Origin of the sequence: Litoreibacter halocynthiae, assembly GCF_004365635.1 — a bacterium.
Lineage (GTDB): Bacteria > Pseudomonadota > Alphaproteobacteria > Rhodobacterales > Rhodobacteraceae > Litoreibacter > Litoreibacter halocynthiae.
In genome coordinates this window covers 553317-568804 of sequence record NZ_SOBH01000002.1, presented here as the reverse complement: position 1 = coordinate 568804, position 15488 = coordinate 553317, and the positions used below count along the sequence as shown (strand labels likewise).

General features: G+C 59.2%; 17 protein-coding genes. 9 read left to right on the top strand and 8 right to left on the bottom strand.

Going from position 1 to position 15488, the window contains the following annotated elements; all coding sequences use genetic code 11:
• Positions 1 to 131 precede the first annotated feature (131 nt).
• Positions 132 to 809, top strand: coding sequence for a ribulose-phosphate 3-epimerase (rpe, locus tag BDE40_RS10060; protein ID WP_073142477.1), 678 nt, complete (start codon positions 132 to 134; stop codon positions 807 to 809).
• Here the strand turns inward: rpe and BDE40_RS10055 are convergent.
• Positions 806 to 1144, bottom strand: coding sequence for a hypothetical protein (locus tag BDE40_RS10055; RefSeq protein ID WP_134014431.1), 339 nt, complete (start codon positions 1142 to 1144; stop codon positions 806 to 808). The genes rpe and BDE40_RS10055 overlap by 4 nt on opposite strands.
• A 245-nt stretch (positions 1145 to 1389) precedes the next feature.
• Here BDE40_RS10055 and BDE40_RS10050 point away from each other — a divergent pair, with 245 nt between their 5' ends.
• The 3 genes from BDE40_RS10050 to BDE40_RS10040 all read left to right on the top strand — a co-directional run bounded on the left by BDE40_RS10050 (position 1390) and on the right by BDE40_RS10040 (position 3971).
• Positions 1390 to 2316 (top strand): ABC transporter ATP-binding protein, encoded by a 927-nt coding sequence (locus tag BDE40_RS10050; protein ID WP_134014430.1) that lies wholly within the window; start codon positions 1390 to 1392, stop codon positions 2314 to 2316.
• Entirely contained in the window at positions 2313 to 3074 is a 762-nt protein-coding gene (locus BDE40_RS10045; RefSeq protein WP_134014429.1) for an ABC transporter permease, read from the top strand. Before BDE40_RS10050 ends, BDE40_RS10045 begins: the two co-directional genes overlap by 4 nt.
• A gap of 213 nt (positions 3075 to 3287) precedes the next feature.
• The gene (locus BDE40_RS10040; RefSeq protein WP_134014428.1) at positions 3288 to 3971 is read left to right on the top strand and encodes a hypothetical protein; all 684 of its coding nucleotides are present in this window, start codon (positions 3288 to 3290) and stop codon (positions 3969 to 3971) included.
• Here the strand turns inward: BDE40_RS10040 and truA are convergent.
• Positions 3968 to 4759 carry a tRNA pseudouridine(38-40) synthase TruA gene (gene truA, locus BDE40_RS10035; protein ID WP_134014427.1) on the bottom strand — a complete coding sequence of 264 codons (792 nt, stop codon included), beginning with the start codon at positions 4757 to 4759 and terminating at the stop codon, positions 3968 to 3970. The two genes, BDE40_RS10040 and truA, sit on opposite strands and share 4 nt — an antisense overlap.
• 94 nt (positions 4760 to 4853) lie before the next feature.
• Between truA and BDE40_RS10030 the strand changes: the two genes are divergently transcribed.
• Both BDE40_RS10030 and BDE40_RS10025 read left to right on the top strand, forming a co-directional pair.
• A complete protein-coding gene (locus BDE40_RS10030) occupies positions 4854 to 6257 on the top strand; it encodes a YcjX family GTP-binding protein (RefSeq protein WP_134014426.1) in 1404 nt (467 codons plus the stop codon).
• A complete protein-coding gene (locus tag BDE40_RS10025; RefSeq protein ID WP_134014425.1) occupies positions 6254 to 7237 on the top strand; it encodes a YcjF family protein in 984 nt (327 codons plus the stop codon). The genes BDE40_RS10030 and BDE40_RS10025 overlap by 4 nt, the downstream gene beginning before the upstream one ends.
• Here the strand turns inward: BDE40_RS10025 and BDE40_RS10020 are convergent.
• Genes BDE40_RS10020 through BDE40_RS18215 form a run of 3 tightly spaced genes read right to left on the bottom strand, consistent with a single transcriptional unit; the run spans position 7234 to position 9049 of the window.
• Entirely contained in the window at positions 7234 to 8415 is a 1182-nt protein-coding gene (locus BDE40_RS10020; protein WP_134014424.1) for an FAD-dependent oxidoreductase, read from the bottom strand. The two genes, BDE40_RS10025 and BDE40_RS10020, sit on opposite strands and share 4 nt — an antisense overlap.
• A gap of 53 nt (positions 8416 to 8468) precedes the next feature.
• Positions 8469 to 8891: a group III truncated hemoglobin gene (locus tag BDE40_RS10015; RefSeq protein ID WP_134014423.1), complete on the bottom strand. Its 423-nt coding sequence runs from the start codon at positions 8889 to 8891 to the stop codon at positions 8469 to 8471.
• Entirely contained in the window at positions 8876 to 9049 is a 174-nt protein-coding gene (locus tag BDE40_RS18215) for a hypothetical protein (RefSeq protein ID WP_162848068.1), read from the bottom strand. The genes BDE40_RS10015 and BDE40_RS18215 overlap by 16 nt, the downstream gene beginning before the upstream one ends.
• A gap of 81 nt (positions 9050 to 9130) precedes the next feature.
• Here BDE40_RS18215 and BDE40_RS10010 point away from each other — a divergent pair, with 81 nt between their 5' ends.
• Positions 9131 to 9589 (top strand): Rrf2 family transcriptional regulator, encoded by a 459-nt coding sequence (locus tag BDE40_RS10010; protein WP_134014422.1) that lies wholly within the window; start codon positions 9131 to 9133, stop codon positions 9587 to 9589.
• A gap of 65 nt (positions 9590 to 9654) precedes the next feature.
• Here the strand turns inward: BDE40_RS10010 and BDE40_RS10005 are convergent, their stop codons facing one another.
• A complete protein-coding gene (locus BDE40_RS10005; protein ID WP_134014421.1) occupies positions 9655 to 10278 on the bottom strand; it encodes a hypothetical protein in 624 nt (207 codons plus the stop codon).
• Positions 10279 to 10595: 317 nt separating this feature from the next.
• Between BDE40_RS10005 and ileS the strand changes: the two genes are divergently transcribed.
• Together ileS and BDE40_RS09995 are read left to right on the top strand one after the other, a co-directional pair.
• Positions 10596 to 13577 carry an isoleucine--tRNA ligase gene (gene ileS, locus BDE40_RS10000; protein ID WP_134014420.1) on the top strand — a complete coding sequence of 994 codons (2982 nt, stop codon included), beginning with the start codon at positions 10596 to 10598 and terminating at the stop codon, positions 13575 to 13577.
• 3 nt (positions 13578 to 13580) lie between these two features.
• On the top strand, positions 13581 to 14045 hold the full coding sequence (locus BDE40_RS09995; RefSeq protein WP_134014419.1) for a methylated-DNA--[protein]-cysteine S-methyltransferase: 465 nt from the start codon (positions 13581 to 13583) through the stop codon (positions 14043 to 14045).
• Here BDE40_RS09995 and BDE40_RS09990 read toward each other — a convergent pair.
• Together BDE40_RS09990 and BDE40_RS09985 are read right to left on the bottom strand one after the other, a co-directional pair.
• Entirely contained in the window at positions 14042 to 14737 is a 696-nt protein-coding gene (locus BDE40_RS09990) for a CDP-alcohol phosphatidyltransferase family protein (RefSeq protein WP_134014418.1), read from the bottom strand. The two genes, BDE40_RS09995 and BDE40_RS09990, sit on opposite strands and share 4 nt — an antisense overlap.
• 113 nt (positions 14738 to 14850) lie before the next feature.
• Complete coding sequence (locus BDE40_RS09985) at positions 14851 to 15438, bottom strand: cytochrome P460 family protein (protein ID WP_134014417.1); 588 nt, start codon at positions 15436 to 15438, stop codon at positions 14851 to 14853.
• Positions 15439 to 15488: the final 50 nt, after the last annotated feature.

The following is a 15488-nucleotide window of genomic DNA, read 5'->3' as shown; positions in this document are numbered from 1 at the left end:
GTCAGGCGTCCTTCGGGTGGAGAAGCACGAAAGGTGGCACGGGCGGGCGTTCGTTGCAAGACGCAGCCTGCCTTCCCAAGCGAGACCCTGCGCGTTAGGAGAGGGCTGTAAACGCATCAGGGGATTCTGCCATGACCATCGACCGTTCCGTAAAAATCGCGCCTTCCATTCTGGCAGCGGATTTCGCCAATTTCGGTGCCGAGATTGTCGCTGTCGAGGCGCAAGGCGCGGACTGGATCCATGTGGATGTAATGGACGGGCATTTCGTGCCGAACCTGAGCTTTGGCCCGATGACCTGTGCAGCGATCCGACCCCATATCAAAACGGTTATGGACGTGCATTTGATGATCTCTCCGGTCGACGCCTATATCGACGATTTTGCCAAGGCGGGCGCGGATATTATCACGGCACATGTCGAGGCGGGGCCGCATATTCACCGCACGTTGCAAGCAATCCGTGGGGCAGGGGCCAAAGCGGGGGTTGCTCTGAACCCCGGCACGCCGGCTTCGGCTGTAGCGCATCTGCTGGATGTGGCGGATATGGTCTGCGTGATGACCGTGAACCCCGGCTTTGGCGGTCAAAGCTTCATCCCGCTGGAAGGCAAGGTGGCGGAGTTGCGCGCGATGATCGGCGACCGTCCGGTGCATATCGAAATTGACGGTGGCGTGACGCCTGCGACGGCTCCTGGTCTGGTGAAGGCTGGTGCTGATGTGCTGGTCGCGGGCTCGGCGGTGTTCAAGGGCGGCTCTGTCAGCGATCCTGCGCCTTATGGCGAGAACATCCGCGCGATCCGCGCGTCTTACGCTTAAAGGGTTAAGAAGAACGGATCGTTTTCGCGCCAGTAGGCCGTTAAATCGCGACCGGACGGGGCGAAGTTTCCACGCTTCTGCAGGGCGAAAAGGTCGCTGGCCAACAACGCGGCAACGCGGAAGGTTTGCTGCACCTCGGTCCGTGGCTCTGGAGTCATCTCGAACACTCTTTCAATGGCATGGGCCGAGCTGACGAGGACAAATACAATCTGGGCGCCTGTGACGTCCGGCCATCTTTTGGCAAGCTCCCGAACGACAGCGCGATAGCCGTCCGGCGTGTCAGACACTTGCGCAATTGCAAAGTCGATCATCGTGTCGATCTGCTGCAGACTCACCTATTCACTCGTCCCAATCGTTACAAACCACGCATAGCAATGGCCAATCGGCCATATGCCTGACATCGAAGCGTTATCAATCTGTGCCCCACCCCGGAGCGAATGCAATGAACTTACCGAAAACTCTAAATATTTCAATGTAGATAGCTGCAATGCACATGAGCTTGCACCTGCTGCACATAACTCTGGGTTTTCCTTGGCTACGGCAGCCCCTACAAGTGCGAGATAATATCAACGGGGGTCCCATGCCTGCAATCGTATCCGCCAAAGACGTCACGAAGATTTACGAGGGCGGCTTTGAAGCCCTCAAAGGCGTGTCTTTGGATATCGAACAAGGCGAGATCCTCGCGTTGCTTGGCCCAAACGGGGCGGGCAAGACCACGTTGATTTCGGTCATATGCGGGATGGTGAACGCGACCTTGGGCTCCATCAGCGTGGGTGGCCACGATATTGTTGACGACTTCCGTGGCGCACGGAGTTTGATCGGATTGGTGCCGCAAGAGCTGTCACTGGAACCGTTCGAGAAAGTCATCAACTCGGTCAGGTTCTCACGCGGGCTGTTCGGCAAGCCACGCAATGACGCGTATGTAGAGCGCATTTTGCGCCAATTGTCGCTTTGGGACAAAAAGGACGCCCGCGTTAAAGAGCTGTCAGGCGGGATGAAGCGGCGCGTGTTGATTGCCAAAGCGCTGAGCCACGAGCCACGGGTTTTGTTCCTGGACGAGCCGACTGCGGGTGTGGATGTCGAACTGCGCAAGGACATGTGGGAAATCGTGCGCGGGCTGCGTGAAGACGGCGTGACGATCATTTTGACGACCCATTACATCGAAGAAGCTGAAGCCATTGCCGACAGGGTTGGCGTGATCAATGACGGCAAAATCCTGTTGGTGAAGGACAAGGCTGAATTGATGGCGCAGATGGGGCGCAAACAGTTGTGCATCGAGTTGCAGGAACCGATTGCCGAGATACCTGCCGGATTGGCCGCCTATGAGCTGGTGATCGGCACGGATGGATGCAGCCTCGAATACGCTTATGAGACGCGGGGCGAGCGGACGGGGATTACCGCCTTGCTGAGCGATCTGGCAGCGCAAGGGCTGGTGCTGAAAGACGTGTCGACCTCGCAATCCTCGCTTGAGGACATTTTCGTTGGCTTGGTGGGGGACGCGGCATGAATTTGACAGCTATCAAAGCGATCTACGTTTTCGAGATGACGCGCTTTTTCCGCACGTTGTTGCAGAGCTTTATCTCTCCGGTGTTATCGACCTCGCTGTATTTCGTGGTCTTCGGCGCGGCGATCGGGTCACGTATCGACACGGTTGAAGGGGTCAGCTACGGGGCGTTTATTGTGCCGGGGCTGATCATGCTGTCGGTGATGACCCAAAGCACGGCGAATGCCAGCTTCGGGATATACTTTCCCAAGTTTATCGGAACGATATACGAGCTGCTTTCGGCGCCGGTGTCTTTTGTGGAAATCATGATCGGCTATGTGGGGGCGGCGGCGTCCAAGGCGTTGCTGGTGGGGTTAATAATTCTGGGGACGGCGTTCGTGTTCGTCGACCTCAGAATCGCGCATCCGGTGGCGATGATGGCGTTTCTTGTGATGACCTGCTTCAGCTTTTCCTTGCTGGGGTTCATCATTGGCATCTGGGCCAAGAATTTCGAGCAGCTGCAACTGATCCCGTTGCTGGTGATTACCCCGTTGGTGTTTCTTGGGGGGTCGTTCTACTCGATCTCGATGCTGCCACCGGTGTGGCAGACGATCACCATGTTCAACCCTGTGATCTACCTGATTTCAGGGTTCCGCTGGGCGTTCTTCGGTGAGGCAGAGGTGTCCATCGGGTTAAGCTTGTTCGCCATTGCCTTGTTCACGGCCGTCTGCATTGCGGTCATCGGATGGATATTCAAAACAGGATATCGGTTGAAAACCTGAGTTGCAGAGGGTGTTCACCCAACTTGGGTAACAATGGGTTTTCTGAGAAAATTTCGATTTTGCGGAGGTCTCCACAGGTCACTCGGGTCCTGTCAGAAACGGCTGTAAAGGATTTGTTAACTATTTGGGCGCAGTCTTTACGAAGCAATAACGGATCTTAGCCGATTTTAACCAGTTTGTTTTTTGTACCCTTTCGCTAGATTGAGGCCCCCAATGTCTACGGCAAAATCCCTTGGCTTGATGTCGAGTGACAGCGTTACGATTGCGCTAACAAAATACTGTGATACGACCTATCGGGTCCGATCCATCCAGCTGATTTCAGGTGGGATGCACAGCAGCTTTTTCTTCGACACGAGCCGGACGATCGAAAGCGTTCTCGTACCCGAGTTCGCGGACCGGTTTCTTGCCGTATTGAACACACAAAAAATTGGAAGCGAGCCAATCACCCTACCGGATTTCGAGGTCTTCCTTCCGAGGGTCGGCGTGTCCGGCCTGCGCATCGACCCTGCGCACGGGGTCGATGAGCCGGGAAGTGTGAGGCTTAGTTTCGATCGGCATGTCGGGGACATGAACAGAGTACTTTGTTTCCTGCCATCTGCCGACTTGCCCTCCGCCACAGTCAGGGAGCGGATTGCGGTCGAAGTTCTGAGCGATATCGTCTCCCCGATATTTGACCTGATTTCGCTCTCCGAGCCGTCGTCCCGCGATATTCTGAAAAGCCATAGCGGTGTGATTGAAGCACGTCTGAAGCGCTTGGCGGATCAACAAGAAGAACTCAGCTTCTATACCGGAATGCTGAAGCGCTATGTAGCGGGCTGCCAGCAGGATTTGATTGACTTGAACACCGATGAACTCGACGACCAACTGGCCCTAAAAAAACGCCGCACCGCAAGTTAGCTGCGGGGCGGTTGGGCTGAAAGTGTGAACGGATCGCTCGGATAGCCGACACCTGCCAAATACAAACCGCTCGCCGGACAAACCGGCCCGCAGGCTGCGCGGTCAACAGCTTCTAATGCATGCTTCATCTGGATTGGCTGCCAAGAGCCGCAGCCGACACGTTCCAGCGAGCCGACAAAGCTGCGCACCTGATTGTGCAGGAAGCTGCGGGCGCGGATGGAGAAGCGGTATTCGGCTCCATAGGGGATGGCGATTTCCTCAATTTCAAGCGCATCGAGGGTTTTGACGGGCGACAGCGCCTGACAGGTCGACGACCGGAAAGTGGTAAAGTCGTGCTGCCCGATAAGGTGCAGCGCGGCCTCACGCATGAGGGCGATGTCCAGCGGGTAGTTGACCTGCCAGACAAGGCCTTTGTCGTGCGTCGCGGGGGCGCGGCGGTAGAGCAGCCGGAACCAATAGCGCCGTTCAGTGGCGTCGAAGCGGGCGTGCCAGTCGTCGTGAACCCGCACAACTTCTAGGATCGAAATCGGGTGCGGCTTCAGGTGGTAGTTCAGCGCCTCGTTCAGGCGGAAGACTTCCCAGTCGCGTGTCATGTCCGCATGGGCGACCTGCGCCAAGCCATGCACGCCCGTATCCGTGCGCCCCGCGGCGGCAATCTTCTCGAAATCGGGCTGCAATTTGCGCAAGGCGTCTTCGATGGCCCCTTGCACGGTGGGTTGGCCATCCTGACGTTGCCAGCCATTGTAAGGCTGGCCGTTATATTCGATTTTGAGCGCGTAACGGGGCATGGCCGACAGGTAGCCTGACTGCGGCGCGGTGCCAAGGGCCTACACATAGCGCATTGCGCGCCCTATGTAGGGATCAACAACCCGAGGGGCAGACTTGATACTTTACGATATTGTTGACGGCATAGGCCGCACGGTGGAAGGCGCGACGCAGTCTGTGACGGGGGTGTTCGAGCCCACGATCCGGCTGGGCGTGACGGGGTTGAGTCGCGCGGGTAAGACCGTGTTTATCACCTCGCTGATCGCAAACTTGATGGATCGCGCCCGCATGGGGCAGCTTCGGGCGGCGGCGGATGGCGGCATCCAGACCGCGTATTTGCACCCGCAACCGGATGACACGATCCCGCGGTTTGACTTCGAGACGCATCTCGCCGCGCTGACGGGGGCTGATCCGCATTGGCCTGTGTCGACGCGCTCTATTTCCGAGCTGCGCCTGTCGATGCGCGTGCAGCCGACGGGGCTTATGGGCATGGTGTCCGGTCCGCGCACGGTGCATTTGGATATCGTGGACTACCCCGGCGAATGGCTGCTGGATTTGGGCCTGATGGACAAGAGCTATGCGCAGTGGTCGGAAGAGGCTTTGACCCGCGCTGACGGTCGGGACGCAGGGGCTGCATTCGTGGCTTTGGCGCGCTCTACCGATGGCGGTGTGAAGCTGGACGAGCCGCAAGCGAAGCGGTTTGCCGAAGCATATACCGCTTATTTGCAGGCCATTCGGGAAGCTGGGTATTCGGATTACACCCCGGGGCGCTTCCTGTTGCCGGGTGATCTGGAAGGCTCTCCGGTTTTGACCTTTGCGCCGATGCCTGTGCCGGAGGTCACGAAACGCGGATCGTTGTATCGCGAGTTCGAGCGGCGGTTCGAGGCGTATAAATCCAAGGTCGTGAAGCCGTTTTTCCGCGACCACTTCTCGCGGATTGACCGTCAGGTGGTGCTGGTAGATGCGCTGGGCGCGATCCATTCGGGGCCGCAGGCTGTGGATGATCTGAGCAACGCGATGGCGGATATTCTGGGGGCGTTCCGGCCCGGTGCCAATGCGTGGCTGTCTCAATTGTTATTTGGCAAGCGGGTTGAGAAAATCCTGTTTGCGGCGACCAAAGCAGACCATTTGCATCACTCACAACACGGGCGTTTGACCGCGATCATGGAAGCGCTGTTACGCGAGGCGCGGGACCGTGCGGACTTCGCGGGGGCCAAGACACAAGCCATGTCGATTGCCGCACTCAGGGCGACGACGGAGGACCATCTGCAAGGTCTGGATGTGGTGCGCGGGCGCTTGGTGGACACGGGCAAGCAGGCGGCGTTCTATCCCGGAGAGTTGCCGTCGGACCCTGCCAAGATAATCGGGGCTGCGCGTGATGGGGCGCAAGGCTGGCTGGACGGGGAATACTCGGTGATGAATTTTGCCCCTGCAAAATTGAATTTGGCCCCGGGTGAAGGGCCGCCGCATATCCGGTTGGACCGCGCCGCAGAATTCCTGATTGGAGACCGTTTGAGATGAGCAAGCGCCCCGTATTGATCGAGCTGGACGAGCCTGCCGAGATCACCCCCGCGACAGCACCGGTGATTGCCGACGAGATACCGCAAGGGCGCGCTATGCAATCCGTCGCGGCCTTGGCGGCGCGCAGGCCGTCGCGCTTGGCGAAGTTTTTCTGGTCGGCGTCGGTGGCTTTGGTGAGCTTTGTGGCGAGCGTTGCGGCTTGGGATTTCGTGAACGGATTGATCGAACGCAGCCCTGTTCTTGGCATGATTGCACTTGGTTTGACGGGATTGTTCGTCTTCGCGTTGTTGTTGATCTCGGGCAAGGAATGGCTGGCCATCGGTCGATTGAAAAAGATCGACGGGCTGCGCAAAGACGCGGAAGCGGCGTTGGCGACAGGCGACCTGAAGGCCTCCCGCGCGGTGTCGGGGCGACTTATGACGCTGTATGCGAACCGTCCCGAGTTGGAAGCGGGCCGTGCCGCGGTGAGCGCGCGCGACGGAGACGGGTTTGACGCGGATGCAGTGCTGGGCGAGGCGGAGACGCAATTGCTGGCCCCGTTGGACGCGCTGGCGCGTTTGGAAGTCGAGGCGGCAGCGCGGCAGGTGGCCACGGTGACGGCGATTGTCCCGCTGGCGCTGGCCGATCTGGTGGCGGCTTTAACATCGAACCTGCGAATGATCCGGCGGATTGCAGAGATTTATGGCGGGCGCTCCGGCACGCTGGGAAGCTGGCGGCTGACGCGCGCCGTGCTGACGCATCTGGTGGCCACGGGGGCCGTGGCTGTGGGCGACGATCTGATTGGCTCCATCGCTGGTGGGGGCGTGTTGTCCAAGCTGTCACGCCGCTTTGGCGAGGGCGTGATCAACGGCGCGTTGACGGCGCGCGTCGGGGTTGCCGCTATGGATGTGTGCCGCCCGCTGCCGTATTCCACACAAGACCGCCCGTCAGTGACAGGACTGGTGCGCCGCGCGTTGACTGGGCTTTTCCCGACAGGTTAGTCGCGCGGGGTGAGCGAGGCCATGGGCGGGATCATGTCGCCGCGCACAAGGCGGGTCAGCAGGCGTGGCACCGGGCCAAATTGGCTGATTGGGAACAACAGATGATCACGAAACGCGGGCAGGATGCGGCTGTCTGACTGATATTGCGGCGTGAAGGCCCATGACATCGCCTGATAAATACGCACATGCCAGCGCCGCGCCATGGCGTAGGCGGGCAGGGCGTCTTGTAGCGGATGCTGCGCGATGGCCTTCGCCAACGCCGACGCGTCGAGCATTGCCATATTCGCACCTTGACCCAACTGCGGGGACGCCTTGTGCGCGGCGTCGCCGATGATTGCGAGGTTGTCACCATAGGGTTTGCGCAAGGTGCCATGGGCGTAGCGGGCCATGGTCATTTGGTCGTGGTTGGTGATCTGCTCGAAGATCGGAGCAGCGTCGGGCCAGAGCCGCGCAACTTCTGCCTGCCAAACCGAAAGCGGGGCGGCGCGCCATGCATCATGCGCATCGCGCGGCATGGACCAGAAAACGGCCGCTTGCTGGATGTCGGAACCGGGCAATGTGCCGGAGGGCATGATCCCGATAATCCGGTCGGCGCGGCGATAGACTTGGGTAAGCTGATCTTGAGGCAGGCCGCAGTCGCGCCACGGAACGGTACCCCAGATTGCGCCATAGGGCAGCGGTTTTGCCTGAATGGGGGAGAGCGGCGAGGACGCGCCGGAGCTGTCGATCACAAGATCGAACGGACCTTGAGGATCATGGGAGCGGAAAGAGAGGTGGCGGTCCCTCAGCGCGGTGACCTGATGGGATGGTTTGATGGCAACTCCAGCTTCGAGCGCGGATTGCAATATGGCGTCAAACAGCGCGGCGCGATGGATCGCAAGGCCGACATGGATACCGTTCGGGTCGTGGTCATAAGTAACATCGAGGACGCGGCGTCCGCTGTCTGCTTCATGCCCGAGCATCCGGCGCACTGCATTACCCTTGGCGCGGGCGGCTTCACCTGCGTCGATCTCGTCCAGTACAGCTTGGCCGACGGGCTGGATCACCAGGCCGGACCCCACAGGGCGGGGCGTATCGAATTGGTCGAAGACGGTGATGGTATGACCCTGACGGGCCAGAAGGGCGGCGGCGGTCAAGCCGCCAATGCCTGCACCGGCGATAGCGATGTTGTAACTCATGAGGGTGAACTTAGGCGGTTAAGCCGCTGGCGTCATGAGCTAAATGACCGCAGTCAAAGGCTGGGTGGTGCCCCAACGGGTGCCCGTAGATCTTCAACGCCCATACGCAATCCACGGGCGATGCGGTGAGCAAGGGTCGAAAAGGCGAGTGCTATCTGCGGTGGCAGCTCTGCCGCGAGGACCGTGTCGAACAGGGCCAGCCAACGGGGGAAATGCTCGCCTTGCACATCGCGCGCGGCCATGTGCTTTTGCATCGGGTTCCCGTCATAGCTGCGCTCGTACAGGATAGCGTTGCGCCAGAAACTGGCGATCTTGGCTTCGTGGGCAGGCCAGCCATCGTCAGGAACGTGCGCCGCAAACACGGGACCAAGCACGGGTTCGGCGCGGACCCTTGCGTAGAATTTGGTGACCACTTGGTCGATCTGGTGAGGCGTGATGTCGAAACGGGGCGGCTGAGCGGTCAAAGAACGATCCATACGATTGGAAGCAGAATGCATAGGTACACCAGCATATTGAACATGGAGCGGATCAAGCCCGCGTCATCAGTGGGTTGTATACCGAAAAACTGGCAAATCTTGGTGCCCGGCCAAAGCAGGATTTCGGCGATCTTCTCGGCGGTGGTGGCTACGGACATCGGATATTCCCTTTAATGGGCATTTGAGATGCGCAATATCTAACGCTTTTAATTGCGCATTACAAATGCTAATTATGTCGCATGCAACTGGACAAGTTCACCGACTACGGGCTTCGCGCCTTGATCTATCTGCGATTGTGCGGCGCGCGCAGAGCGTCGGTCGCGGAAATTGCCGCGAAGTTTTCGCTGTCGGAGCATCATCTCTCCAAGGTGGCGACGGCATTGGTGAGCGAAGGATTCGTTCTGTCCACCCGTGGCCGCGCGGGTGGCTTGAGCCTCGCCAAGCCCGCTGGCGAGATTCGCATCGGCGCCGTGGTGCGCAGCCTGACGCGAAATCTGTCTGTCGCGGAGTGTTTTGCGGGCAACGGGGCTTGCGCCATCACGCCAGCCTGCGGGCTGCGCGGGCCATTGGCCGAAGCGCAGGAGGCATTCTTTACCGTGCTGGACGGCTACAGTCTGGAAGATGTCAGCGGGCAGGGTGCCGCATTGGCGCGATTGCTGGGCTTAGAGGCCGCAAACGTGCAGGACGAACCCGCCTAGCGGGGGCGCGCAAGCCTAACGGGCAGCCTGCCAATAGATGCCCGCCGGGATTGTAGGAGTCGCGGTTACTCGAAGGCGCAGCGCAAGGTCAGACGTCCATAATAGTCGGTCGTGGGCAACTGGCTGTTCACACAACTGCCCGAGATACGCACGGGGCTGCTACGTGGAACCGGTGTGGTTGCATCGTAGAAGAAGGTCTCCTCGAATCTGCAATCGGCCCCTTGCTCAATTGGCCAACCGCATTGCGCAATCATGGCTTTTGCCCAGCGGATACACACACGGTCTACCGCCTCCACGTCAAAGCTCTGGATATTGCTGCGGCCAGCGATGGCGTTGCGGCTTCCGTTGATGGTTTGCACGGAGGTGCCTCCGGGGCCTGCCGAACGCAGTTGCTGGATGCCTTCGCTACAGCTGGCTTGGGCATACCAGTTGATCTTCAACTCGTCCGCCAGTGCAGAGGTGCCGGGATTGATGCGTTCGATCTCGTTGGGAAAGGCCTGTCCGGCGACCGGGCGAATGGTCAGCGTGACATCAGCCCCTTCGCGAGGGGACTTGAGGAACAGGTAGTCATTGGAGCCGCCAGAGACGGTCCCTAACTCTGTGCCGTTTGGCGAAAGGTGCTGTCCTGCAACCAATTGGCCTGTTGCGATCAAGGTGGTCAGACCTGCGAAAAGAAGTGTCTTAAACATAGTGACCTCCGGGTAGGTGAGGGGTGAAAAGGGATATTGGGGAGTGACGACACTCTAGCGGCCCCCGCCAGATCAGCGTGTGAGAAACCCGTTCAAAAGACGTGAAGCCCCCGCTGACGGGCGATCACCTGCGCTGCAATAAGGCGATGGACCAGCGCGCGCAGCAGCGCTATAGAAAGCCCATGACCTATCTTCGCGTCATTATTCGAATTATATCCCCGGCGCTCTGATCCAGATGAGACGCCGGGCAAAGGTGTTTGAGATGCTCGCACCGACCCCACTCCGATTTGCAAATTCGACGACAAAGGACGCCTGACATGTGCGCCGACACCCCTGAGACCATTTCCTACAAAGACACGCTGAACCTGCCGAAAACCGACTTCCCGATGCGCGCGGGCCTGCCCAAGCGCGAGCCGGGCTGGCTGGAGCGTTGGGCTAAGATTGGCGTCTACGAGAAGCTGCGCGAGAAGGCGAAAGCCGAGACCCGCCAACCTTTCACGCTGCATGACGGCCCTCCCTATGCCAACGGGCATCTGCATATTGGCCACGCGCTGAACAAGATCCTGAAGGACATGGTCGTCCGCTCGCAGCAGATGATGGGTCGCGACGCGCGCTACATCCCCGGCTGGGACTGTCATGGCTTGCCGATCGAGTGGAAGATCGAAGAGAAATACCGCTCCAAAGGCAAAGACAAAGACGCCGTGGACGTGGTGGAGTTCCGTCAGGAATGCCGCGAGTTTGCGGCAGGCTGGGTGGACATCCAGCGAGAGGAGTTCAAGCGTCTGGGCGTCACGGGCAACTGGGATGATCCGTATCTGACGATGAATTACCACGCCGAACGGGTGATCGCGGAGGAATTCCAGAAGTTCCTGATGACCGGGACGCTGTACCAAGGCTCCAAACCGGTGATGTGGTCGCCTGTCGAAAAGACGGCGCTGGCCGAGGCGGAGGTTGAATATCACGACCACCAGTCGCACACGATCTGGGTGAAGTTTCCTGTTGTGGGTCTGGTTGGCACCGAGGCGTTGGTGGCTGAAATCACCGGTGGCGACGAGGGCAAGACTGCCAATGCCGCGCAAGAGATCGGCGCAGAGTTCACCAATACCAATGTGGTGATCTGGACAACGACGCCATGGACCATCCCGCAAAACCGTGCGGTGTGTTTCGGGCCGAAGATCAGCTACGGGCTGTATAAGGTGACCGAGGCCGCCGAGGACAACTGGGCCAAGATTGGCGAGAAATACCTGATGGCGGATGCGTTGGCGGAAGATATCTTCGGTCAAGCGCGTGTGGATGGATTCCAGCGCCTGCGGGATGCGTCGCCTGCGGTACTGGAAGCGTTGACACTGAAGCATCCGCTGCGCGGCGTGCCGGATGGCGAGGGCGAGTGGGACTATGACGTGCCACTTCTGCCGGGTGATCACGTGACTGAGGACGCCGGTACGGGCTTCGTGCACACGGCCCCTTCGCACGGGGATGACGACTACCAGATCGGTCTGAAATTCGGCCTGCCGATGACCTACAACGTCTTGGAAGACGGCTCTTACCGTGCCGACCTGCCGCTGTTTGGTGGCAAACGTATCCTCAAGCCCAACGGCAAAGAGGGCGACGCGAACAAGGCGGTGATCGAGGTGTTGGCGTCGGGTAACCTGCTGATGGCACGCGGGCGTTTGACGCATAGCTATCCGCATTCGTGGCGCTCCAAGGCTCCGGTGATCTACCGCAACACGCCGCAATGGTTCGCGGCGGTCGACAAGGAGGTCGGTGACGGGCAGGACACCTATGGCAAGACGATCCGCGAGCGTGCATTGCGCAGCATCGACGAGCTGGTGACATGGACACCGCAGACAGGCCGCAACCGCCTGTTCTCGATGATTGAGGCGCGCCCTGACTGGGTGCTGTCACGTCAGCGGGCGTGGGGCGTTCCTTTGACCTGCTTTACCAAGAAGGGCGCTTTGCCGGATGCCGACGACTTCCTGCTGCGCAATGAAGACGTGAACGCCCGCGTGCTGGAGGCCTTCGAGGCCGAGGGCGCGGATGCGTGGTACAAGGACGGCGCAAAGGAGCGGTTTCTGGGCGGCATCGTCAACCCCGACGACTACGACCAAGTGATGGACATCTTGGACGTTTGGTTTGATTCCGGCTCCACCCATGCGTTCACTTTGCGCGACCGTGAGGATGGTAGCGAGGACGGCATGGCTGACCTGTATCTGGAAGGCACCGACCAGCATCGCGGGTGGTTCCATTCGTCGATGTTGCAGGCGTGCGGGACTATCGGGCATGCACCGTATCGCGGCGTGCTGACCCACGGGTTCACGTTGGACGAGAAGGGCATGAAGATGTCCAAGTCCATCGGCAACACCATCGTGCCCGAAAAGATCGTGCAGCAATACGGCGCCGATATCCTGCGTCTTTGGGTGGCACAGACGGACTTCACGCTGGATCAACGCATCGGGGATGAAATCCTCAAAGGCGTGGCTGACAGCTACCGCAGGTTGCGCAACACGATGCGTTATATGCTGGGCTCGCTGAACGACTTCACCGAAGGGGATCGGGTCGAGCCTGCGGATATGCCAGAGCTGGAGCGCTGGGTGCTGCACCGCCTGTCGGAGTTGGACGAAGTGGTGCGCGAAGGTTACGCTAAATACGATTTCCAAGGCGTGTTCCAAGCGATCTTTACCTTTGCCACGGTTGACCTGTCGGCGTTCTATTTCGACATCCGCAAGGACGCATTGTATTGCGACGGCGATACCGCGCGCCGTCGTGCTGCGCGCACGGTATTGGACATCTTGTTCCATCGCCTGACCACGTGGCTTGCGCCAGTGCTGGTGTTCACCTGCGAGGAAATCTGGCTGGAACGCTTTCCGGGCGATGAATCGTCAGTTCACCTGACTGACATTCCGGAAACGCCAGCTGCGTGGCGTGATGCAGAGCTGGCCGCCAAATGGGCCACTGTGCGCAAAGTTCGCCGCGTGGTGACGGGTGCTTTGGAAGTCGAGCGGACGGCCAAGGTCATCGGCTCGTCACTGGAAGCAGCCCCGACTGTGTTTGTCGGTGCTGACGCCGCGGAGGTGCTGAAAACGGTGAACTTCGACGATATGTGCATCACCTCCGGCATCACGGTGTCGACGGATGCGGCACCGGACGGTGCGTTCGCTTTGGAGGATACTGACGGCGTTTCTGTCGTGTTCGACAAGGCGGATGGCGACAAATGCCAACGCTGCTGGAAGATCCTGCCGGATGTGGGGACACACACTCATGAAGGTGTGTGCCAGCGCTGCGACAGGGCGTTGGAGTAAGCAATGAGCGACGGGGCGCGAGCACGGCTTGAGAGCCCCGTCGGACCGATCACTCTAATTGAGCGGGACGGTGCGATTGTGGAGCTGGAGTGGGATAGTTCCGGAGACATAGTGCAAACAGGTGTGCTGGGAGACGCGGTCGCCCAACTGCAAGAATACTTCGCCGGAAGTAGGCAGCAGTTTGATCTGCCACTAAAGCCGCGCGGGTCCGAATTCCAACAGAAGTTTTACGCGGCCCTTGGTGCAATCCCCTATGGCGAAACGCGCACCTATGGCGATTTGGCTGCGGAGTTGGGCGTGTCGGCTCAGGCGATCGGGCAGGCCTGCGGCGCGAACCCGATTGCCATCTTGATCCCCTGTCACCGCGTCTTGGGGGCCACGGGTTTGGGTGGCTTTTCAGGTGCGGGCGGGGTCGAGGCGAAGATCGAGTTGTTGAAGCTTGAAGGCGCGGCGTCGCTGCTGATCTAGCCGTCTTTGCCAAACAACACTTGCTGGGCAACGCCTGCAAACAGCAGATAGATCGACGTTACGATCAGCCCCCAATGCGCCCAGCTTTGCGGGTCGAAATCCACCCAAGCGGCCCAGCCTGCGAAGAACGTCCACGCCAGTGCCATTGGCAGAGTGATGCTGCGCCAACGCTCAGTTCGGACGGGGTGGACGAATTTGAACGGTACGAACATGGAAATGGCCAGCACTGTGACCAGCACCAGAATGATCCAGAAGTTTGGCTGTAAGGCGAATACTACAAGGGCGACCATGTTCCAGCATCCGGGAAAACCGGAGAATGAATTGTCCTTAGTTTTCATGCGCGTATCGGCGAAATACAATGCGGACGCGAAGGTGATCACGATGATGACAAACCAACCCGTCCAACCCTCGAACATGCCTGACTGGAACAACGCGAACGCAGGGATGAACACGTAGGTGAGGTAGTCGATGATCAGATCAAGCAGCACGCCGTCGAACTGCGGGGCGAATAGTTTGACGTTATATTTGCGCGCCATAGGCCCGTCGATGCCGTCTACGCCAAAGGCGACTACCAGCCAGACGAACATCAGTGCCCATTCTTCCTCTACGGCTGCGAGCATCGCCAACATGGCGAAAACGGCTCCGGTGGCAGTCAGAAAATGGACGGAGAGGGCTTTGATCTGAGGTGTCATTGCCCCTCATGGCCCAAAGTGACGTAAATTGTAAAGTCTAACGACCCGTCAAATTACATAAGAAAAGGCGCAGCCATTCGACCGCGCCTTTCCAGAAGTTCGTTTATTCGTGCCTAGTTGCCGACCCGCACCTCTTCGAGGGGGTAGGCGAGCATATCCTGATCAGCGTAGCTTGCGTGGCAATCATGGCAGAAGCTCTGCTTGATCTTCATGACTTTGCCATTGGGCTGGATGCCCGCATAAAGCCAATCCGCGGTTTCAGGGATCGCCCCGTCCTCCATCTTGGTCATGATGAAGAGCGGGCCAACGCGGGCCTGCTTTTTCTTTTTAGATATGGTGATCGACTCTTTTGCCAGCACAGAGCCTACGGGCATTTTCACACCCTCTTCGGCGAATTTCAGATATTGCTCGGCTGCGATGTCATTGGCGAATGTTTGTAGCAGCCGGTTGCCATGCGCGCCGGCGACGGCGGGACGGGTAGAGGTGACGGTCCAGGACCGGAAACTCGATGCGACCTCGTCGCCTTCCTTGGCGTAGCCTTCGGCCATTGCGTCTTTCAGGCAGTCGTAGATTTCATTGATTTGGGCGGCTTCAAGGTCGAACGGGTCTTCGACGTCGACAGCGCAATCAGCGGCGCTTGCTGCTGTGGCCAGTAAGGCGGTTGCCGTAGTCGCGGCGGCGACGAAGGTGCGGATGGTCATGTGTTTGTGTCTCCCAAAATTCAAAACTTGGACAGTTTGTCGCAGGGTTG